Source organism: Anaeromyxobacter sp., from assembly GCA_016718565.1.
GTDB lineage: Bacteria > Myxococcota > Myxococcia > Myxococcales > Anaeromyxobacteraceae > JADKCZ01.
In genome coordinates, this window is record JADKCZ010000005.1 from 622,053 (window position 1) to 641,254 (window position 19,202).

Annotated in this window: 17 protein-coding genes; 11 read left to right on the forward strand and 6 right to left on the reverse strand. The window is 75.5% G+C overall.

Translation table 11 applies throughout. The annotated features are described in order from the left end of the window. Positions 1 to 13 precede the first annotated feature (13 nt). A complete protein-coding gene (locus IPO09_15120) occupies positions 14 to 1,300 on the reverse strand; it encodes a type III polyketide synthase (protein ID MBK9518651.1) in 1,287 nt (428 codons plus the stop codon). On the opposite strand from IPO09_15120, the gene IPO09_15125 reads away from it, so the two are divergent. The 10 genes from IPO09_15125 (at position 1,299) to lepB (ending at position 13,243) form a co-directional block, all read left to right on the forward strand. Beyond that, complete coding sequence (locus IPO09_15125) at positions 1,299 to 1,961, forward strand: hypothetical protein (GenBank protein ID MBK9518652.1); 663 nt, start codon at positions 1,299 to 1,301, stop codon at positions 1,959 to 1,961. The genes IPO09_15120 and IPO09_15125 overlap by 2 nt on opposite strands. A 141-nt stretch (positions 1,962 to 2,102) precedes the next feature. Further along, on the forward strand, positions 2,103 to 4,724 hold the full coding sequence (clpB, locus tag IPO09_15130; protein ID MBK9518653.1) for an ATP-dependent chaperone ClpB: 2,622 nt from the start codon (positions 2,103 to 2,105) through the stop codon (positions 4,722 to 4,724). A 29-nt stretch (positions 4,725 to 4,753) separates the two neighbouring features. Continuing rightward, positions 4,754 to 5,665 carry a DUF1460 domain-containing protein gene (locus IPO09_15135; GenBank protein ID MBK9518654.1) on the forward strand — a complete coding sequence of 304 codons (912 nt, stop codon included), beginning with the start codon at positions 4,754 to 4,756 and terminating at the stop codon, positions 5,663 to 5,665. A gap of 156 nt (positions 5,666 to 5,821) precedes the next feature. Continuing rightward, positions 5,822 to 6,550: a YIP1 family protein gene (locus IPO09_15140; GenBank protein ID MBK9518655.1), complete on the forward strand. Its 729-nt coding sequence runs from the start codon at positions 5,822 to 5,824 to the stop codon at positions 6,548 to 6,550. 5 nt (positions 6,551 to 6,555) lie between these two features. Next, positions 6,556 to 7,932, forward strand: coding sequence for a TolC family protein (locus IPO09_15145; GenBank protein ID MBK9518656.1), 1,377 nt, complete (start codon positions 6,556 to 6,558; stop codon positions 7,930 to 7,932). Continuing rightward, positions 7,933 to 9,279 (forward strand): efflux RND transporter periplasmic adaptor subunit, encoded by a 1,347-nt coding sequence (locus IPO09_15150; protein MBK9518657.1) that lies wholly within the window; start codon positions 7,933 to 7,935, stop codon positions 9,277 to 9,279. Then, the gene (locus IPO09_15155) at positions 9,276 to 10,004 is read left to right on the forward strand and encodes an ABC transporter ATP-binding protein (protein ID MBK9518658.1); all 729 of its coding nucleotides are present in this window, start codon (positions 9,276 to 9,278) and stop codon (positions 10,002 to 10,004) included. The genes IPO09_15150 and IPO09_15155 overlap by 4 nt, the downstream gene beginning before the upstream one ends. Before the next feature lie 128 nt (positions 10,005 to 10,132). Continuing rightward, the gene (locus IPO09_15160) at positions 10,133 to 11,281 is read left to right on the forward strand and encodes an ABC transporter permease (protein ID MBK9518659.1); all 1,149 of its coding nucleotides are present in this window, start codon (positions 10,133 to 10,135) and stop codon (positions 11,279 to 11,281) included. Then, on the forward strand, positions 11,278 to 12,510 hold the full coding sequence (locus IPO09_15165; GenBank protein ID MBK9518660.1) for an ABC transporter permease: 1,233 nt from the start codon (positions 11,278 to 11,280) through the stop codon (positions 12,508 to 12,510). Before IPO09_15160 ends, IPO09_15165 begins: the two co-directional genes overlap by 4 nt. 43 nt (positions 12,511 to 12,553) lie before the next feature. Further along, positions 12,554 to 13,243: a signal peptidase I gene (gene lepB / locus IPO09_15170; protein MBK9518661.1), complete on the forward strand. Its 690-nt coding sequence runs from the start codon at positions 12,554 to 12,556 to the stop codon at positions 13,241 to 13,243. A gap of 15 nt (positions 13,244 to 13,258) precedes the next feature. Here lepB and IPO09_15175 read toward each other — a convergent pair whose 3' ends face one another. Next, positions 13,259 to 13,555 (reverse strand): hypothetical protein, encoded by a 297-nt coding sequence (locus IPO09_15175; protein MBK9518662.1) that lies wholly within the window; start codon positions 13,553 to 13,555, stop codon positions 13,259 to 13,261. A 103-nt stretch (positions 13,556 to 13,658) separates the two neighbouring features. Next, positions 13,659 to 15,161, reverse strand: a complete 1,503-nt coding sequence (locus tag IPO09_15180) for a PLP-dependent aminotransferase family protein (GenBank protein ID MBK9518663.1) — start codon at positions 15,159 to 15,161, stop codon at positions 13,659 to 13,661. Between the two features lie 107 nt (positions 15,162 to 15,268). On the opposite strand from IPO09_15180, the gene IPO09_15185 reads away from it, so the two are divergent. Beyond that, complete coding sequence (locus IPO09_15185) at positions 15,269 to 15,523, forward strand: hypothetical protein (protein MBK9518664.1); 255 nt, start codon at positions 15,269 to 15,271, stop codon at positions 15,521 to 15,523. An 81-nt stretch (positions 15,524 to 15,604) separates the two neighbouring features. Here the strand turns inward: IPO09_15185 and IPO09_15190 are convergent, their stop codons facing one another. The 3 genes from IPO09_15190 to IPO09_15200 all read right to left on the reverse strand — a co-directional run bounded on the left by IPO09_15190 (position 15,605) and on the right by IPO09_15200 (position 19,201). Further along, positions 15,605 to 16,084 carry a hydrogenase maturation protease gene (locus IPO09_15190; GenBank protein ID MBK9518665.1) on the reverse strand — a complete coding sequence of 160 codons (480 nt, stop codon included), beginning with the start codon at positions 16,082 to 16,084 and terminating at the stop codon, positions 15,605 to 15,607. Positions 16,085 to 16,163: 79 nt separating this feature from the next. After that, entirely contained in the window at positions 16,164 to 17,648 is a 1,485-nt protein-coding gene (locus IPO09_15195) for a Ni/Fe hydrogenase subunit alpha (GenBank protein MBK9518666.1), read from the reverse strand. After that, positions 17,645 to 19,201 carry a hydrogenase iron-sulfur subunit gene (locus tag IPO09_15200; GenBank protein MBK9518667.1) on the reverse strand — a complete coding sequence of 519 codons (1,557 nt, stop codon included), beginning with the start codon at positions 19,199 to 19,201 and terminating at the stop codon, positions 17,645 to 17,647. The genes IPO09_15195 and IPO09_15200 overlap by 4 nt, the downstream gene beginning before the upstream one ends. Position 19,202 lies beyond the last annotated feature (1 nt).

The following is a 19,202-nucleotide window of genomic DNA, read 5'->3' on the forward strand; positions in this document are numbered from 1 at the left end:
GTGGCCAGGGGCGTCACCACCGGAGCAGCACCAGCTCGGCGGCGAAGCCGGGCCCCATGGCCGCCAGCAGCCCCAGGTCGCCGGGGCGCGCCTCACCGGCGGCCAGGTGATCGGCCAGCACGAAGAGCACCGAGGCGGAGGAGAGGTTGCCCACCTCCCGGAGCGAGGCGTAGCTGCGCGCCAGCGCCGCCTCCGGCAGCCCCAGGCCGGCGCGGAAGGCCTCCAGCACCTTCGGGCCACCGGTGTGGGCGATCCAGTGCCGGACGTCGCCGCGGGCCAGGCCGTGGGCGCCGAGGAAGGCGTCGACGTCGCCGCCGACGTGCCGCTCCACCACCTCGGGGACCTTGGCCGAGAGGACGATCTTGAAGCCGGAGTCCACCACGTCCCAGCCCATGACCCACTCGGTGTCCGGGTAGAAGACCGAGCGCGTGTCAATCACCCTGGGTGAACCCGGCGCCCCGGGCGAGGCCGGCCGCGGCGGCCGGGCCCCGCCGCCCAGGACCACCGCGGCGGCGCCGTCGCCGAACAGGCCGGTGGCCACCACGTTGGGGATGGAGAGGTCCTCCGGCTGCAGGGTGAGCGAGCAGAGCTCCACCGAGAGCAGCACCGCCACCTCGCCGGGGAAGGCCCGCAGGGCGTCGGAGGCCCGCGCCAGGCCGGCCGCCCCCGCCAGGCAGCCCAGGCCGAAGATGGGGGTGCGCTTCACCGACGGCTTCATGCCGAGCCGGTTCATCAGGCGCGCCTCGAGCGACGGCGTGGCCAGGCCGGTCACGGTGACGAAGAAGAGGTGGTCGACGTCGCGCGGCTCCAGCCCGGCCCTGGCCAGGCCGTCGCGCAGCGCCGCCTCGCCCACCTCCAGGCCCACCCGGATGAAGGCGTCGTTGCGGGCGCCCAGCCCGCGCAGCCCGGCGTACTCGGCGAGCGGCAAGGCCAGGTGGCGCCCTTGCACCAGCGCGGCCCGGTGGATCTGGGCCAGCCGCTCGGGGTTGAAGTGCTGGCGTGACCAGAAGGCGGAGAGCGCGGCGGTGAGGGTCTCCTGGTCGGCGAAGTGGGGCGGCAGGGCCAGGCCGACGGAGAGGATCTCGGGGTGCGGGGTGCTGGTCAGGGAACGCTCCGGTGGTGTGCAGCAGGGATGGCGCGAACCGACCTGGACCGCAAGCGGACACCTGGCCGCCGCCGGATCGGACCCATCCGGGCGGGGGGAAAGTTGAGGGACGCCCCGCGCGTGACTGGTCCGCCGGCCCGCCCGGCCGCACAGCACGGGGGCGCCGCGTCCGGCGCCAGGAGGAGGAGCGTCCATGTCTCGTGCCAGCAAGCTTGCGACGGGGGTGGTGGTCTCGGTGGTGCTGGCCGGCGTGGCCCTGGGGGCGCCGCCGGACGCCGACATGGGCTTCTTCGTCACCAGCGTGGGCTCCGGCAAGGGCGCCGACCTGGGCGGGCTGGCGGGCGCCGACGCCCACTGCCAGGCGCTGGCCGCCGCGGCCGGCTCCAAGCGCACCGGCTGGCGCGCCTACCTGAGCACCACCGCGCCGGGCGGGGCGGCCGGGGTGAACGCCCGCGATCGCATCGGCCCGGGCCCGTGGCGCAACGCCCGGGGCGTGGTGGTGGCCAGGACCGTGGACGAGCTGCACTCGCCCGCCACCAACCTCACCAAGCAGACCGCGCTCACCGAGAAGGGCGAGGCGGTGAGCGGCCGGGGCGATCCGGTCAACCAGCACGACATGCTCACCGGCTCGGACCCGGGCGGCCTCTACTCGACGGCCGGCGGCGACACCACCTGCGCCAACTGGACCAGCAGCGGCGAGGGCTCCGCCATCGTCGGCCACCACGACCGGATCGGCCTGGCGGACACCCGCCACATGACCTCCTGGAACTCCTCGCACGGCTCGCGCGGGTGCAGCCAGGAGGCGCTGAAGGGGACCGGCGGGGCCGGCCTCTTCTACTGCTTCGCAGAGCGCTGAGGCGCCGCGGCGCCCCCTCCCGGCCGCCGGGGGCGGGGCGGCGACCTGCCGCGCCCCGACCCGGTCGGACAGCGCGTCGCACCCCGCCGGCCAGGATGGGCTGGCGCTTGCCTTGCACCGATCAGGTCTTACGCTGCATCCATGCGACCCGACCGGTTCACCACCAAGGCCCAGGAAGCCCTGCACGACGCCCAGACCGAGGCGCGCCGCCGCGACCACCAGGCGGTGGACGTGGAGCACCTGGCGCTGGCGCTGCTGGCCCAGCAGGACGGGCTGGCCCGCCCGCTGCTCGACAAGATCGGCGCCGACGCGCGGGTGGTGGGCGCGCGCCTGGAGGACGAGCTGCGCACCCTGCCCCAGGTGCAGGGAGGCGAGCAGCACCTGGCGCAGCGGCTGGCCAAGCTGCTCGATCGGGCCGACGACGAGGCCAAGCGGCTCAAGGACGAGTACGTCTCCTCGGAGCACCTGCTGGTGGCGGCGGCCCAGGACAAGGGCGGCGCCGGCCAGGCGCTGCGCGGCGCCGGCGCCACCCCGGAGCGGATCCTGGGGGCCTTGAAGGAGCTGCGCGGCGGCGCCCGCGTCACCTCGCAGGAGGCCGAGAGCCAGTACCGCTCGCTCGACAAGTACGCCAAGGACCTGACCGCGCTGGCGCGGGCCGGCAAGCTCGACCCGGTCATCGGGCGCGACGACGAGATCCGGCGGGTCATCCAGATCCTGTCGCGCCGCACCAAGAACAACCCGGTGCTGGTGGGCGACCCCGGCGTGGGCAAGACCGCCATCGCCGAGGGGCTGGCCCGGCGCATCTCCGACGGGGACGTGCCCGAGGGGCTGAAGGGCAAGCGGCTCCTCTCGCTCGACCTGGCCTCGATGGTGGCCGGGGCCAAGTTCCGCGGCGAGTTCGAGGAGCGGCTCAAGGGCGTGCTCAAGGAGGTCATCGCCTCCGAGGGCGAGATCATCCTCTTCATCGACGAGCTGCACACCATCGTGGGCGCCGGCGCGGCCGAGGGGGCCATGGACGCCGGCAACATGCTCAAGCCGGCGCTGGCCCGCGGCGAGCTGCACGCCATCGGCGCCACCACCGTGGACGAGTACCGCAAGCACGTGGAGAAGGACCCGGCCCTGGAGCGGCGCTTCCAGCCGGTCTTCATCGGCGAGCCCTCGGTGGCCGACACCATCTCCATCCTGCGCGGCCTGAAGGACCGCTACGAGCTGCACCACAAGGTGCGCATCCAGGACGCGGCGCTGGTGGACGCGGCCCGCCTCTCCCACCGCTACATCGCCGACCGCTTCCTGCCCGACAAGGCCATCGACCTCATCGACGAGGCGGCCAGCCGGCTGCGCATCGAGATCGACTCCATGCCCACCGAGGTGGACGAGGTGCGCCGCCGCATCGGCCAGCTGGAGATCGAGCGGCAGGGGCTGCAGAAGGAGCAGGACGAGGGGAGCCGGGCCCGCCTGGCCGCGGCCGAGCAGGAGCTGGCGCAGCGCAACGAGGAGTTCGCCCGGCTCAAGAGCCGCTGGGACTCCGAGAAGGGGGTCATCAAGGAGCTCTCCGACGCCCGCGCCGTGATGGACTCCCTGCGGGCGGAGCAGGAGAAGGCCGAGCGGGCCGCCGACTTCCAGCGGGCCGCCGAGCTCAAGTTCGGCAAGCTGCCGCAGGCGCAGGCCGTGGTGGACCGCGCCCAGGCGCGCCTGGCCGAGCTGCAGCGCGACGGGGCCATGCTCAAGGAGGAGGTCACCCCGGAGGAGATCGCCAAGGTGGTCTCGACCTGGACCCGCATCCCGGTGGCCCGGCTGCTGGAGGGCGAGGTGGAGAAGCTGCTCGGCATGGAGGCGCGGCTGGAGCGGCGCGTCATCGGGCAGGACGAGGCGCTGCACGCCGTCTCCAGCGCGGTGCGGCGCGCCCGCTCCGGCCTGCAGGACCCCAACCGGCCCATCGGCTCCTTCATCTTCCTGGGCCCCACCGGCGTGGGCAAGACCGAGACCGCCCGGGCCCTGGCCGAGTTCCTCTTCGACGACGAGGCGTCGCTCATCCGGCTCGACATGAGCGAGTACATGGAGAAGCACGCCGTGGCGCGGCTCATCGGCGCGCCCCCCGGCTACGTGGGCTACGACGAGGGCGGGCAGCTCACCGAGGCGGTGCGGCGGCGCCCCTACGCCGTGATCCTCTTCGACGAGATCGAGAAGGCCCACCGCGACGTCTTCAACGTGCTGCTCCAGATCCTGGACGACGGCCGCCTCACCGACGGCCAGGGGCGCACCGTGGACTTCCGCAACACGGTGGTCATCATGACCTCCAACCTCGGCTCGGCCGAGATCCAGCGGCTGGCCAGCCGCCCCAACGCGGACCTGAACCAGGTGCGCGAGGCGGCCCTGGAGATCCTGCGCGCCGAGTTCCGGCCCGAGTTCCTCAACCGCGTGGACGAGACGGTGGTCTTCCGGCCGCTGGGGCGGGAGGAGGTCGGCCGCATCGTGGAGATCCAGCTCGGCCGGCTGCGCGCGCTGCTGGCGGAGCGGCAGCTCACCGTCGAGCTCTCCGAGGCGGCCCGCGAGGCCATCGCCGACGCGGGGTACGACCCGCTCTACGGGGCCCGCCCCCTCAAGCGCGCCCTGCAGCGGCTGGTGCAGGACCCGCTGGCCACCAAGCTGCTGCGCGGCGAGTTCAAGGCCGGCGACCACGTGGTGGTCGACGAGGGCCCGGACGGCGGCGTGCGGTTCACCAAGGGCCAGCGCCCGGCGGAGGCGGCGGCGGTGGTGCACTGAGCGGCGGTCGGTGTAGGTAGACCCTGCCGGTGTCCACCCCGCTCCTCACCCTCGCCCTCGCCGCCGCGCTGGCGCTGGCCGCCCCGGCCGGCGCGAGCCCTGCGGCGCCCGCGGCCCCGGAGCCCCCCGCCGCCGCCCCCCCCTCCGTGGAGGAGGCCGTCGCCGCCGCCCTGGCGGCCCGCCCCCCGGCCGGCGGCCCGCGCGCCGTGGCCGCCACCGCCCCCCTGCTGGGCGCGCGGTACGAGGGCTCCCCGCTCGGCGAGGGGGCCGGGCCCGACCCGGACCCGCGCTTCCGGCTCGACGCCTTCGACTGCCTCACCTTCGCCGAGACGGCGCTGGCGCTCGGCAGCAGCGCCACCCTGGCCGAGGCGCGCCGGGCCCTCGACGACCTGCGCTACGCCGACGGCCGTCCGACGCAGGCGGGGCGCAACCACGAGGTGCTCTCGCAGTGGCTGCCCGCCAACCTGGCCAAGGGCTGGCTCGCCCCCGCCTCCCGCGCCGTGGCCGGCGACCTCACGGTGGTGGCCGAGGTGCGGTACGACCCGGCCCGCTGGAGCCGGCTGGCCGCGGCCGGCCACCGGCTGCCCGGGGTGCCGCGCGCCAGGCTGCCGGAGGGGCGCTTCGAGGTGGAGGTGGTGCCGGTGGCGGCGCTGGCGGCCGCGGCGCGGCGGCTCGAGGCCGGCACGCTGGCCTTCGTGGTCCGCCAGGACCGCGACGACTTCGTCACCCGCGTCTCGCACGTGGGGCTGGTGGTGGTGCGGCGGGGCCAGCGGCTGGTGCGCCACGCCAGCCGGCGCCCCAGCCTGCAGCTGGTGGTGGAGGAGCCGCTGGAGCGGTTCGTGGCCCGGCAGCAGCTGGGGTCGCCGCGCCCCCTCACCGGCCTGGCGCTCTTCACCCTGCGGGACGCCTCGGCGCGCGTCCGGTCGCTCCCGGCCAGGTGAGCGTCCGCCCGGCTCCCCGCCACCCCGATATCGCCCCTTCCGGGCCGTCACGTTCGTCACGGAAGTGGTGCCGGACCCTCCCTGTTCCTTGACCGGAGCCTCACTTCCCACGAAATAGCCCGGCGCCGGCCGCGTACGGCCCACGAGCTCACCGACATGTCCCCCACAGACCTCTCCGAAGACGGCTCCGTCCTCGTGGCCACGCTCACCTCGCCCGAGCGTGGCCTCGCCTCCGCGGCAGCACGCCGCCGCAGCCTCACCGCCCTCCTGGTGGCCACGGCGGCCTCGCTGGCGCTGGCCCTGGTGGCCGTGCCGCGCCTGGACTTCGCGGGCGAGGGCGGCCCGGTCGGCCCCGAGGCGGCCACCATGACCCAGCACCAGCTGGAGCAGGCCGCGGCGCAGGCCGCCAAGCTGGGGGCCATCGTGGGCTACGCCGGCGCCGGCTTCGGCCCGGCCTTCGCCATCCTGGGCACGGCGCTCTGCTGCTGGCTGGCCTTCAAGGTGGCCGGCACCAGGCCGGGCCTCAAGGCCACGGTGGCGGTCTCGGCCCACGCCCTGCTGCCGCTGGCGCTGGCGCAGCTCCTCACCCTGCCGGCGGTGCTGCTCAAGGCCCCGCTCACGGTGGCCGAGCTGCCGCGGCTCCTGCCCTCCAGCCTGGCGGCGCTGCTGCCCGACAAGGCCTCGCCGCTGCTGCTGGCGGCCGCCTCCTCGGTGGACCTCTTCACCCTCTGGGCGCTGGCGCTGCTGGTGGTCGGCATGGCCCAGGTGACCGGCGCCACCCGGCTGCGCTCCGCCACGGTGGTGGGGCTGCTCTTCGCCGCCCAGGTGGCCTTCCTCAGGCTCGCCCCCGCCGCCCTGGCCGCCGGCGGCAAGGGGGGCGCGTGACCCTCATGACCCGATCCCCCCTCGCCCCCGCACGGCGCGCCGCCCGCAGCGCCGCGGCGCTCGCGGCGCTGCTGCTGGTGGCCGCGCCGGCCCGCGCCGCCGACGCGCCGCTCACGCTCGACGACGCCCTGGCCCTGGCCGCCCGCGAGAGCCACGAGCTGGCCATCGCGCGCGCCGACGTGACGCTGTCCGGCGCCGACGCCCTGGGCAGCCTGCAGGGGCTCCTGCCGCGGCTCGACCTGACCTCCTCCGCCGGCCGCCAGTTCTTCGGCCCGGGCAGCCTCTCGCAGGTGGACCCCACCACCGGCCAGGTGGTGCCGGGCGGCGCCGCCGACTACGCCGCCTACTCGCTCGACCTCAGGCTCACCCAGCCGGTGGTGGACCTGGCCGCCTGGAGCCGCCGCGCCCAGGCCAGGGCCTCCGAGCGGGCCGCCACCCTGGGCCACGAGGAGACGCGCCTCACCGTGGCCTTCGACGTGATCCGCCGCTTCTACGAGGTGGTGAAGGCGGAGCGGACGCTGGCCGTGCTGGGCAAGGCGGCGGTGCGCAGCCAGGAGCTGCTGGACCGCTCCGAGGCCCTCTACACCGCGGGCCGGGCCCAGAAGGCCGACACCGTGAGCGCCCGCGTCAACCTGGGCAACGACCGCATCGCGCTGCAGCAGGCCGAGACCCGGCTGGTGGTGGCCCGCGGCGAGCTGGCCAGGGCCATGGGCCAGCCGGGCGACCGGACCTTCGCCCTGGTGGCGCCGGCCGGGCTGGAGGGGCCGGCCCTGCCCGCGGGCGAGCCGCCCCCGCTGGAGCAGCTCCTGGCCACCGCCCGCCGGCAGCGGCCCGGGCTGGCCGCCGTGGCCGCCCAGCTCGAGGCCGCCGACTCCGGCCTGTCGGCCGCCCGGGCCGCCTACTACCCCACCCTGGCCGCCCAGGCCTCCTACGGCCGGAGCGGCGTGGAGGCCGCCGGCAGCGGCGGCGTCTACGGCGACCCGAGCCGCAACTACAGCGCCTACGTCGGCCTGGCCCTCAGCTGGAACCTCTTCGCCGGCCGCGCCACCGACGCCGCCGCGGCTCGCGCCCAGGCCGGCGCCGACCGCACCAAGGCCACCGCCGGCCGCACCCTCGACGCCGCCGCCGGCGAGGTGTCCGGCGCCCGCGCCGCGGTGGTGGCCCTGACCCGCCAGGTGGCGCTCAGCGCCGAGAACCTGGCCGCCGCGGAGCAGGGGCTCTCCCTGGCCCGGCAGCGCCTCGAGGCCGGCCTGGCCTCGCAGCTCGAGGTGCGCGACGCCGCCCTGAAGCTCACGCAGGCCGAGCTCTCGCTCGTGCACGCCCGCATCGACCACGCCGTCGCGGCCGCCGATCTCAGCCGCGCCGTCGGAGGAGCCCTCTAGATGGACGCCATGACCACCACGCCCCCCGAAGTGTCGCCGCCCCCGCCCGCCCCGGTCCGCATGAGCTGGCCCAAGCGGATCTTCGCCGTCCTCTTCGTGCTGGCCATCGCCGGGGTGGTGGCCACCTCGCTGCGCCCCAAGGAGGAGAAGCCCCTCACCGTGCAGGCCGCCGCGGCGCGCAAGGGGTCCATCACCCGGGTGGTCACCGGCGGTGGCAAGCTGGAGGCGGCCACCGAGGTGAAGCTCTCCTCCAACATCACCGGCGATCTGGTGGAGCTCTCCATCCGCGAGGGCGACCGGGTCACCACCGGGCAGGTGCTGGGCAAGATCGACGCCCGCCGCTACTCGGCCCAGCTGAGCCAGGCCGAGGGGGCGCGCAACGGCGCCGCCGCCGAGCTGCAGGTGCAGCAGGTGCGGGCCGCCTCGCTGGAGGCCGAGTACCGCCGGGTGGCCGCCCTGGCCGCCTCGCAGAACGCCAGCGCCGCCGAGCTCGACAAGGCCCGCGCCGAGCTGGACGGCGCCCGCGCCCAGGCCGCCGCCGCCGGGCAGCGGGTGGTCCAGTCGGACGCCGCCCTGCGCGAGGCGCGCCACCAGTTCTCCCTCACCACCATCACCGCCCCCATGGACGGCATCGTCACCCAGCGGCTCAAGCAGGTGGGCGAGCGGGTGCGCGGCTCGGACTTCTCCGAGGACGTCATCATGGTCATCGCCACCCTCTCCAAGATGGAGATGAAGGCGGAGATCGGCGAGCACGAGGTGGTCTACGTGAAGGAGGGCGACCTGGCGGAGATCGAGGTGGACGCCTTCCCGGAGCGCAAGTTCAAGGCCCAGGTGGTGGAGGTGGCCCGCAAGGCCACCGTCAAGAACGCCGGCACCGAGCAGGAGGTCACCACCTTCATCGTGCGCATGGCGCTGACCGACCAGGTGGCCGGCGCGCTGCCCGGCATGAGCGCCCAGGCCGCGGTCTCCACCGACACCCGCGAGGACGCGGTGGTGGTGCCCATCGCCGCGGTGACGGTGCGCCCGGACAAGGACCTCAAGCCCAAGGGGGCCGAGGTGGCCGAGCAGCCGGCGCCCGCCCCGGCGCCGCCGGTGCCCGGCAAGAAGGCCCGCAAGGAGCCGCTCAAGAAGGTGGTCTTCGTGGTGCAGGACGGGGTGGCCCGGGTGCGCCTGGTGGAGACCGGCCTGGCCTCCGACACCGAGATCGAGATCGTCTCCGGGCTGCAGGCCGGCGAGCAGGTGGTGGAGGGGCCCTACCGCGTGCTCTCCAAGGAGCTGGCCGACGGCAAGAAGGTCACCGAGGAGGAGCTGGGCAAGAAGGGCGAGGGGAAGGCCAAGGGCTCATGAGCGACGCCCTCATCTCGGTGGACCGGCTGGCCCGCCACTACGTGGTGGGCGGCGAGACGGTGCGCGCGCTCGACGGGGTCTCCTTCGACATCCACCAGGGGGAGTGGGTGGCCATCGTCGGCCAGTCGGGCTCGGGCAAGTCCACCCTGATGAACCTGCTGGGCTGCCTCGACACCGCCACCTCCGGCACCTACCGGCTCAACGGCGCCGACGTCGAGACCCTCTCCGACGACGCCCTGGCCGACCTGCGCAACCGGGAGATCGGCTTCATCTTCCAGACCTTCCAGCTCCTGCCGCGCGCCTCGGCGGCGGCCAACGTGGAGCTGCCGCTGGTCTACCGCGGCCTGCCGCGCCGCGAGCGCCGCGCCATGGCGGAGCACGCCCTGCGCTCGGTGGGGCTGGCCAACCGCATGCACCACCGGCCCAACGAGCTCTCCGGCGGCCAGCGCCAGCGCGTCGCCATCGCCCGCGCCCTGGTGGGCGAGCCCTCCATCCTGCTGGCCGACGAGCCCACCGGCAACCTCGACTCGCAGACCGGCGAGGAGATCGTGCGGCTCTTCGGCGAGCTGAACGCCCGCGGCCACACCATCATCCTGGTGACCCACGAGGCCAAGCTGGCGGCCCGCTGCCCGCGCGCCATCAAGCTGATGGACGGCCGGGTGCTGGGCGACGGCCCGGGGGCCGAGGTGGCCGCGCTGCAGGCGGCCCGCGCGGTGGGCACGTGACCGGCCCGGGCGCCGCCGCCGGCCGGCCGCGCCGCGGCCGCTCGCGCCTCGGCTCCGAGCTGGGCGAGGGGGTGCGCATCGCCCTCTCGGCCCTCACCGGCAACCACCTGCGCACCTTCCTCACCACCATGGGCATCGTCATCGGCGTCATGACGGTGATCTCCATCGTGGCCATCATCGACGGGCTGGACGCCAGCTTCGCCACCCAGATCGGCAACCTGGGCGCCCACACCGTCTACGTGGACAAGTGGAAGTGGATCAACACCGGCAACGAGTGGTGGGAGATGCGCAACCGCAAGAACGTGGGGCGCGCCGAGCTGGAGGCCATCGAGCAGGAGGCCACCCTGGCCACCGCGGTGGCCCCCATGGCCAACATCCGGGCCACCGTCACGGTGGGCGACGTGGAGCTGACCCGGCTGCAGGTGCGCGGCACCAACGGCTCCTACCTGCAGACCGGCGGCGGCAGCGTGGCGGCCGGGCGCTTCCTGGCCGGGCCGGACGTGGAGCTGTCGCGCAGCGTGGTGGTGCTGGCGGCCGGGGTGGCCGACCGGCTCTTCCCGGGCGAGCCCTGGGACGCCGTCCTGGGCCGCAAGGTCCGCATCAAGGATCACCCCTTCACCGTCATCGGGGTGCTGGAGCGGCGCGGCCGCATGCTGGGCATGGACCTCGACAGCAACGTCTCCATCCCCTACACCACCTTCCTGCGCGACCTGGGCGGCAAGCGCTCCATCGCCGTGGCGGTGGCCACCGAGCCTGGCCAGGTGGAGGCCCTCACCGACCAGCTGACCGGCATCCTGCGCCAGGTGCGCCGCGTCCCGCCGGAGCGGCCCGACGACTTCAACATCAACCGCCAGGACCAGTTCCTCAAGCTCTACGGCCAGCTCACCGGCGCCCTCTACGGCGTGGCGGTGGGGGTGGGGCTCATCACCCTGATCGTGGGCGGCATCGGCATCATGAACATCATGCTGGTGTCGGTGACCGAGCGGACCCGCGAGATCGGGGTGCGCCGGGCCCTGGGCGCCCGCAAGCGGACCATCCTGCTGCAGTTCCTCATCGAGTCCTCCATCGTCTCGGCCGCCGGCGGGGCGGTGGGCACCGGCCTGGGCTTCGGGGTGGCGCTGATCCTCTCGGTGGCCACGCCGCTGGCCGCGGCGGTCACCCCCGGCGCGGTGGCGCTGGGCCTGGGCTTCTCGGCCGGGGTGGGGCTGCTCTTCGGCAGCTGGCCCGCCTGGCGGGCCGCCAACCTCGATCCGGTGGAGGCGCTGCGCTACGAATGACCCAGCTCCTCGACAACATCGCCATGGCGCTCGGCACCCTCCGCGCCAACCCGCTGCGCTCGGCGCTGACCCTGCTCGGCATCGTCATCAGCGCCTCCACGGTGGTGGCCATGATGGCCCTCACCGAGGGGCTGCGGCTCAAGGTGACCAGCGACCTGGCCTTCCTGGGGAACAACGCCTTCCAGGTGCAGAAGTGGCCGGCCCCGGGGTTCCACAACGTCGACTGGCACAAGTACGCCCGCCGCAAGCCCATCACCCGCGCGCAGGGGGAGGCGCTGCTGGGCCTGCCGCACGTGCTGGGCGTCTCCATCGAGGAGTCCTTCGACCGCCCCTTCGCGGTGGCCACCCGCGAGCGCGCCACCAAGGCGGTCATCGAGGTGGTGGGCGTCAACACCGACACCGAGCGCTCCCGCGCCATCAGCCTGGCCGAGGGGCGCTTCGTCAACGAGTCGGACATCCGGCTGGGGCGGCGGGTGGCGGTGGTGGGGGCCGACGTGGTGGACGCCCTCTACCCGGACGGCCAGGCCCTCGGGCAGGAGGTGCGGGTGCGCGGCGTGCCCTTCGAGATCGTGGGCATCGCCGAGCGCATGGGCTCGATCCTGGGGCTGGAGTCCAAGGACGGCTTCACCCTGGTGCCCTGGACGGCCTTCGAGCTGGCGCTGGGCAAGGTGGAGAACACCAACCTGGTGGTCATCGCCACCTCGCCCGAGGACATCCCCAAGGCCATCGACGAGGTGGTCTCGACGCTGCGCCGCCAGCGCGGCCTGGCCCCGCTGGCCGAGAACGACTTCGAGTACTTCACCAACGACTCGGTCAACGAGACCTTCAACAACCTGGCCGCCATGGTGGGCGCTGCCACCCTGGGCGTCTGCGCCCTGGCGCTGCTGGTGGGTGGCATCGGCATCATGAACATCATGCTGGTCTCGGTGACCGAGCGGACCCGCGAGATCGGCGTGCGCATGGCGCTGGGGGCGCGGCGCCGCCGCATCCTGGTGCAGTTCATCTTCGAGGCGGTCACCCTGTCGCTGCTGGGCGGCCTCATCGGGGTGGGCCTGGGCGCCGGCGTGGCGGTCTTCACCCGCGAGGTGCTGCAGGTGCCGTCGAGCATCCCGGCCTGGGCGGTGATACTCTCCCTCGCCTCCGCGTGCGGGGCCGGGCTCCTGTTCGGCATCTACCCCGCCGCCCGGGCGTCGAAGCTGGACCCCGTCGAGGCGATGCGGACCGAGTAGCCGGCCCCCGAGGGCCGGCGCTGGCACGGGAGCGGGGAGCGACGTGAACAAGCAGAAGCTGTGGTCGGAGGTGAAGGGCTGGGGCCTCACCATCCTGGCGGTGCTGGCCTTCCGCACCTTCCTGTACGAGCCGGTCTGGATCCCGTCCGGCTCGATGATCCCCACCCTGCAGATCGGGGACTTCATCGTGGTGGAGAAGTGGGCCTACGGGGCCCGCCTCCCCTTCACCGACGAGGCCCAGGCCACCTGGTCGAGCCCGCGGCGCGGCGACATCGTGGTGTTCCTGAACCCCAGCGGCGGCCCCTCGGCCGACGACCTCATCAAGCGGGTGGTGGCGGTGGCCGGCGACGTGGTGGAGATCAAGGACGGCCACCTGCAGGTGAACGGCCAGCCGGTGCCGCGCCAGGAGCAGCTGGGCGCCTGCCAGTACTGGAACAAGCCGGAGCGCGGCGGCTGGGTCGAGGAGCCCTGCCGCGACTTCGTGGAGCAGCTGGACGGCCACGCCTTCCACACCCACTGCGCCCCCGACCACCCCTGCGGCGACGTGGTGGCGCAGAAGGTCCCGCCCGGCCACGTCTTCATGGCCGGCGACCACCGCGACCGCTCCGCCGACAGCCGGGTCTTCGGCCCGGTGCCGGTGGGGCGCGTCAAGGGGCGGGCCTGGGTGGCGCTGGTCTCCTGGGGGCCCGACGGGCTCCGCTGGGACCGGCTGTTCCACTCGGTCACCCACTAGCGGCGCGGCCCTCGCTCACGGGATGACGAGCGAGGCTCCGGCCTGCCCGGCCTGACCGGTCCCGCCGGTGGCCCCCGCCGGGCTCGTGCCTCCGAGCCCGCCGCCGCCCGGGGGGCCGGTGGTGCAGCCGTTGCCCGAGGCGACCACCGACGCGCCGGCCTGGCTGGCGAGGCACGCGCTCGGGCCGCCGGAGTCGCGGCAGCCCGGCGCCGGATCGTCTCCGCCGCCCCCGCCGCTGCAGGCGACCGCGGTGAGCAGGACCCCGAGGACGGCGCCGCGGAGGAGGGGGGGCAGGGCGTGGCGGCGTGGCATGGCGGCCTCTGGCGGAGGCGGTGGGAGGTGGGAGGTGGGAGCCTAGCGCGCCTCGGGGCGGCCGATCCCGACGCGGCCAGGCCGGCGATCGGGCGCCGGCCCTTCAGGACCTTCTCTCACCACCTCGTCCGGCGCCTCTCCCGGCAGCGCGCCGCCCCCCGGTGAGCGCCCTGGCCAGGCCGCGCACCCCCTCCCGGATGACGGCCGGCGAGAGCGCCGCGTCGCCCAGGATGAGGCCGTTCACCGAGCCTGGGCGGATGGCCTGCGCCGAGAGCGTCGCGGCGTCCACCCCGAGCCCCAGCGCCCGGGCCCGCACCTCCAGGTCGCGCGCGCCCTCCAGGTGCAGGCTGACGTGCAGGCCGGCGTCGGACGGTCCGAGCCGCCCCGCCCCCCCGACCTCGCGCCGCAGCGCCTCCACCAGCACGGCGCGCCGCTCGCCGTAGAGGGCCCGCATGGCGCGCAGGTGGGCCACCAGGTGGCCGCCCTCCATGAAGTCGGCCACCACCGCCTGCATGAGCACCGGCGGGTGCCCGTCGATGAGCCGCCGCGCCGCCACGAAGGCGTCCACCAGGGCGTCCGGCGCGATGAGGTAGGCGAGCCGGAGCGACGGGTAGAGCATCTTGGTGAAGGTGCCCACGTAGAGCACCCGCCCGGCCCGGTCGAGCCCCTGGATGGCCGCGATGGGGCGGCCGTCGTAGCGGTACTCGGAGTCGTAGTCGTCCTCCAGCACCAGCGCGCGCGCCGCGGCGGCCCAGTCGACCAGCGCCAGCCGCCGCTCCAGCGACATGGTGACGCCCAGCGGGTACTGGTGGGAGGGCGTCACCACCGCGAGGCGCGCCCGCGGGGCCAGGGCGCGCCCGGCCGCCACGTCCATGCCGGCCTGGTCCACCGGCACCGGCACCACGTTCCCGCCCGCGGCCCGCATGGCGCCCAGGGCGCCCTGGTAGCAGGGGTCCTCCAGCCAGACGTCGTCGCCCGGGTCGAGGAGCAGGCGGGCCGCCAGGTCGAGCGCCTGCTGCGAGCTGGAGAGGACGATCACCTGGCCCGGGCCGCAGCGGACGCCGCGCGAGGTGGCGGCGTGGGCCGCGATGGCCTCGCGCAGCGGCCGGTACCCGGCCGCCTCGCCGTAGTCGAGGAGCCGCGCGCCGCGCCGGCCGAGCCGCTGCGAGAGGAGCCGGCGCCAGGTGCGCAGCGGGAAGGCCGCCACGTCCGGCTGGCCGCCGCGGAAGGCGCTGGAGGTGAGCGTGTCCGGGTGGATGGGCGTGCCGATGACCTGGCGGCCACGCGCCGAGAGGGCCACGCCGGGGGCCGGGGCCGCCGGCACGGCCGGGCGGACCGGGACCGCGGAGGAGACGTAGCTGCCGTCCCCCACCCGGCGCTCCAGGAAGCCCTCGGCCACCAGCTGCTGGAAGGCCTCCTCGACGGTGGTGCGCGACACGCCGAGCTCCCCGGCCAGCGCCCGGGTGGACGGCAGCCGGGCCCCCGGCGAGAGGCTGCCCTCGACGATGGCCCCGCGGATGCGGCGGTAGAGCGCCACCCGGCGCGAGGCCGAGGGCGGCTCGGCCCCGGCCAGGCGCGGCAGCGGGGCGCCGGCGGCGCGCTTCATGGCTCCTCCCGAATGGTCTGGTTCGGCACGCGTGAATGGCCCTAACGAGCAGACCACTCCGGCGCCATCTTCAGACCGTCCGCCGAGGTGCGGATCCGGAGGACCCCATGGACACCCAGAAGCTCGTCGCGCCCACCTTCCCGTCCACCCTCGTCGCGCTGGGCCGCGCCCCGACGCGCCGGCCGGCCGCGCCCAGGCCGCCGGCCGCCGGCGACTGCCTGCGCTGCCAGCTGGGCGGCCGCCGCCGCCTGGACTGCCTCTCGGCCGAGGCCTGCGCCCGCCTGCCGCTGGTCTTCCCGCTGGCGCCGCTGCTGCTGGCCGGGTGGCTCGGCACGGCGCTGGCCTTCCTGCTGACGCTGTGACCAGACAGACCACCAACCCCGCCTCCTCGGGTCCCGCGGCTCCTCCCGCGGCGCTCGAGGGGGCGGCGCGGGTGCCGTCGGTCAGGCCTGCAGCTCGGCCCACGCCTCCCGCACCGCCGCCACGGCCAGCGGCACGGCGGCCGCCACGGCGGGCGTGAGCCCCTCGCCCACCGTGTCGAAGGTCTCGACCTCCACCAGCACCAGCCAGACGCGGGTCGGCACCGGCGCGCCGGCGGCGCGGGCCAGCGCCAGCGCCGAGGGCAGTCCGAGGGCGTGCGGCGACGGGCCGGCCGGGGCGTGCAGGTCCTCGAGGGGCAGGCGGTGCACCGCGCCGGGCGGGTGGGCGCCGGTGTGGACCGCGTCCACCACCACCACCCGGTCGAACCCCTCCATGTCGTCGAGCAGGTAGAGCCCGGCGCGGGCGCTGGTGGCCACGGTGGCGCCCGGCGGCGGGTCGGCCTCGAGCGCGCGGGCCACGTGCAGGCCGACGGCGTCGTCCTGCCGGAGCGCGTTGCCGAGGCAGAGGAGGAGGACCTGCGGCGGGGCCGCGGCGCCCCTCACCCCTGCCCTCTCCCCGGAGGGGAGAGGGAGCCCAGACCTGGCGAGCCGCTCCGCGACCGCGACACCGACCCCGGCGCCCTCACCCCGGCTCCTCCGGCACGCGGCGGCGCACCACCTCGACCACCCGGCCGCGGTGGTCCTTCACCGTGACCACCAGCGGCAGCTCGCCCGGCAGCGAGTGGGAGGCGCAGGCGTTGCACGGGTCGTAGGCCCGGAAGGCCATCTCCAGCCGGTTGAGGATGCCGTCGTCCACCTTCCCGCCGCGGATCAGCCCGCGCGCCGCCTTGCGCACCGAGACCTGCACCGGCGCGGCGTTGTGCTGCGAGGCCACCACCAGGTTGACCCCGGTGAGCAGCCCCTCGGCGTCGGCCTGGTAGTGGTGGATGAGCAGGCCGCGCGGCGCCTCCACCATGCCCACCCCGGAGGCCGGGCCGCGGAGCGGCGCCGGCACGGTGCGGACGTCGCGCGACTCCAGCAGGGGATCGTGCGCCAGCAGCGCCACCTGCTCGGCGGCCTGCAGGGCCTCCACCAGCCGGGCCCAGTGGAAGGCCAGGGTCTGGTGGGCCGGCCAGCCCAGCACCTCGAAGAGCCGCTGCCGCTCGGCCTCGGCCAGCGGCGTGGCCATGGCGCTGGCCACGTTGAGGCGCGCCAGCGGACCCACCCGGTAGAGCCCGCTCTCCGGCCCCTCGGTGAAGCCGGTCCAGCCGCGCGAGGTGAGGAAGGTGAACTTGGCGTAGCTCCAGGGCTCGACCCGCTCGGCCAGGTGCTCGAGGTACTGGTGCGGCTGGAAGCGGCACAGCTCGGCGCCGTCCGGGTCGATGACCCGCACCTCCCCGTCGAGGAAGGCGAGCCGGCCCCGCCCGTCCACCATGCCCATGGAGTGGCTGCGCACCCGGTAGGCCTCGTCCTGGATGGTGTCGAGCCAGCCCCGGTTCTCCAGCACCACCTGGCGGAAGGACTCGAGGGTGTCCTGCGCGAAGGTCACCAGCCGCGGCGCCCCCTCCCGCAGCCGCGCCAGCGCCTCGGCCGGCAGCGCCCGGGAGCAGCCGCCCGGCAGGGCGAAGGCCGGGTGCACGGTGCGGCCGCTGATGGCCGCCATCAGGTCGCGCGCCTCCTTGCGCACCGAGAGGATGCGCCGGCCCAGCGAGGCGCCCACCCGGGCCATCACCCCCAGCACGTTGCGCATGGGCGCCGGCGCGGTGGGGCCCACCACGAAGTCCGGCCCGCCCATGTACCAGTAGTGGAGGAGGTGGTCCTCGAAGAGGAAGAGGCCGTAGTAGGCGGCCTGCAGGGCCCGGGCGGCCGGCGGCGCGGCCACGCCGTAGAGCTGGTCCAGGGCCCGCACCGAGGCCAGGTGGTGCGAGGCCGGGCAGACCCCGCAGACGTGGGCCGAGAGCTGCGGCATCTCCTCGGCCGGCCGGCCCAGGCAGAACCGCTCGAAGCCGCGCAGCTCCGGCACCTGCAGGTAGGCCTGCTCCACGTCGCCCTGCGCGTCGAGCAGGATCTCCACCTTGCCGTGCCCCTCCAGCCGGGTGATGGGGTCGATGGTGATCCGCCTGGTCACGGCCGCACCCGCCTCGGCAGGAGCCCCGCCGCGTAGCCGTAGCGCCAGAAGGTGCCGGCCGGGTCCGGCAGCGACGCCACCAGCCGCGACAGGTCGGCCTCGCCGCCCGCCAGCATGGAGGCGAAGGCCGAGAGGGTGGCGGCGCCGGCGTCGGCCATGCCGTCGAGCGGCCCGAAGCAGCCGCGGCAGGGCACGTTCACCTCCACGCAGCCCGGCTGGCAGCCCTGGCGCGTGCCCGGCCCCAGGCAGACCAGCCCCTGCACCAGGAAGCAGGTGGCCTCGTCGGGCTGGGTGGTGGCCAGCCGGGCCAGCTGGGTGAGCTGCAGCCGGTCCGGCTTCGAGTCCTTCCGAGGGCAGGAGTCGCAGAGCGAGGCGTTGGGCGCCAGCACCGCGCCCGGCGGCGGCAGCGGGGCGTCGCCGAGCAGCTGCCCCACCGCGGCGGCGATCACCGCGGGCGACGGCGGGCAGCCGGGGATGACGTAGTCCACCCGGACGGCCTCGGCCAGCGGCAGGGTGCGCGGCAGGAGCGCCGGCAGGGTGAGGTCGTGGCCGCCCTCGGTGAAGCGGCTGCCCGGCAGGGGAGCGCCCGGGTTGGACACGCTGGGCTGCCGGCGGTAGGCGGTCTCCAGCAGGTCGCCGGGCTCGGAGAGGTTGCCCAGGCCCACCACCCCGCCCAGGTGGGCGCAGGCGCCGAAGGCCACCACCGTGCGGGCCTTGCGCCGGAGGAGCGCCGCCCACTCGTCCTGCTCGGTGAGCCGCACCGCGCCGTTCAGGAAGGCCACGTCGAGGTGGCCGTCCGGCATGGCCTCCACGTCGGCGCGCTTCCAGTCCATGGCCACCGGCCAGAGCAGGATCTCGACCCGCTCGGCCAGGTCGGCGAACCCCTCGCCGAGGTCCACCACGGCCTCCTCGCAGCCGCCGCAGGAGGCGTTCCAGTAGAAGGCCACCCGCGGGTTGCCGGGGGCCCGCGGCGGGAGCGCCGCCGGGGGGAGCCGGTGGGCCTGGGCCGCGCCAGCGGGCTCGTGCGCGGCGCCGGCCTGGGTGGAGGCGGCGTGTCCGGAAGCGGCGTGCGCGGCAGCCTCGCCTGGGGTCGTGGCGTGCGCCCCGCCGTCGGGGGTCCCGCCGGCGGGCGGCGCGTCGAGGGCGCGCCGCTGGTAGTCGAGCGGCCCCAGCGCGGTGAGCTCGGCGACCATGTCGCGCACCACCGCGGCGAACTTCTCGGCCTCGCTGGCGCCGGTCCAGGCCAGCCGGCAGCGGCCCGGCTCCACCCCGGCCTGCCCCAGCGCCCGCACCAGGAGGGCGTGGCGGGCGTGGGCCCTGAGGTTGCCGTCCACGTAGTGGCAGTCGCCGGGGTGGCAGCCGGCGATGAGCACGCCGTCGGCCCCCTCCCGCAGCGCCTGCAGCACGAAGGCCGGCTCCACCCGGCCGGTGCAGGGCACCCGCACCGTCAGGAGAGCCTGCGGGTACTCCAGGCGCGAGCGGCCGGCCTGGTCGGCGGCCGCGTAGGCGCACCGGTCGCACAGGAAGGCCACGATGCGCGGCTGGTGGGCCACG

What these genes read in the sequence shown, in the direction of transcription:
- IPO09_15185 (MBK9518664.1), top strand. Translation starts at nt 15,269, where the DNA reads ATGGACACCCAGAAGCTCGTCGCGCCCACCTTCCCGTCCACCCTCGTC.
- IPO09_15150 (MBK9518657.1), top strand. Translation starts at nt 7,933, where the DNA reads ATGGACGCCATGACCACCACGCCCCCCGAAGTGTCGCCGCCCCCGCCC.
- IPO09_15120 (MBK9518651.1), bottom strand. Translation starts at nt 1,300, where the DNA reads ATGGACGCTCCTCCTCCTGGCGCCGGACGCGGCGCCCCCGTGCTGTGC.
- IPO09_15155 (MBK9518658.1), top strand. Translation starts at nt 9,276, where the DNA reads ATGAGCGACGCCCTCATCTCGGTGGACCGGCTGGCCCGCCACTACGTG.
- IPO09_15175 (MBK9518662.1), bottom strand. Translation starts at nt 13,555, where the DNA reads ATGCCACGCCGCCACGCCCTGCCCCCCCTCCTCCGCGGCGCCGTCCTC.
- IPO09_15180 (MBK9518663.1), bottom strand. Translation starts at nt 15,161, where the DNA reads ATGAAGCGCGCCGCCGGCGCCCCGCTGCCGCGCCTGGCCGGGGCCGAG.
- IPO09_15145 (MBK9518656.1), top strand. Translation starts at nt 6,556, where the DNA reads ATGACCCGATCCCCCCTCGCCCCCGCACGGCGCGCCGCCCGCAGCGCC.
- clpB (MBK9518653.1), top strand. Translation starts at nt 2,103, where the DNA reads ATGCGACCCGACCGGTTCACCACCAAGGCCCAGGAAGCCCTGCACGAC.
- IPO09_15140 (MBK9518655.1), top strand. Translation starts at nt 5,822, where the DNA reads ATGTCCCCCACAGACCTCTCCGAAGACGGCTCCGTCCTCGTGGCCACG.
- IPO09_15160 (MBK9518659.1), top strand. Translation starts at nt 10,133, where the DNA reads ATGGGCATCGTCATCGGCGTCATGACGGTGATCTCCATCGTGGCCATC.
- IPO09_15165 (MBK9518660.1), top strand. Translation starts at nt 11,278, where the DNA reads ATGACCCAGCTCCTCGACAACATCGCCATGGCGCTCGGCACCCTCCGC.
- IPO09_15125 (MBK9518652.1), top strand. Translation starts at nt 1,299, where the DNA reads ATGTCTCGTGCCAGCAAGCTTGCGACGGGGGTGGTGGTCTCGGTGGTG.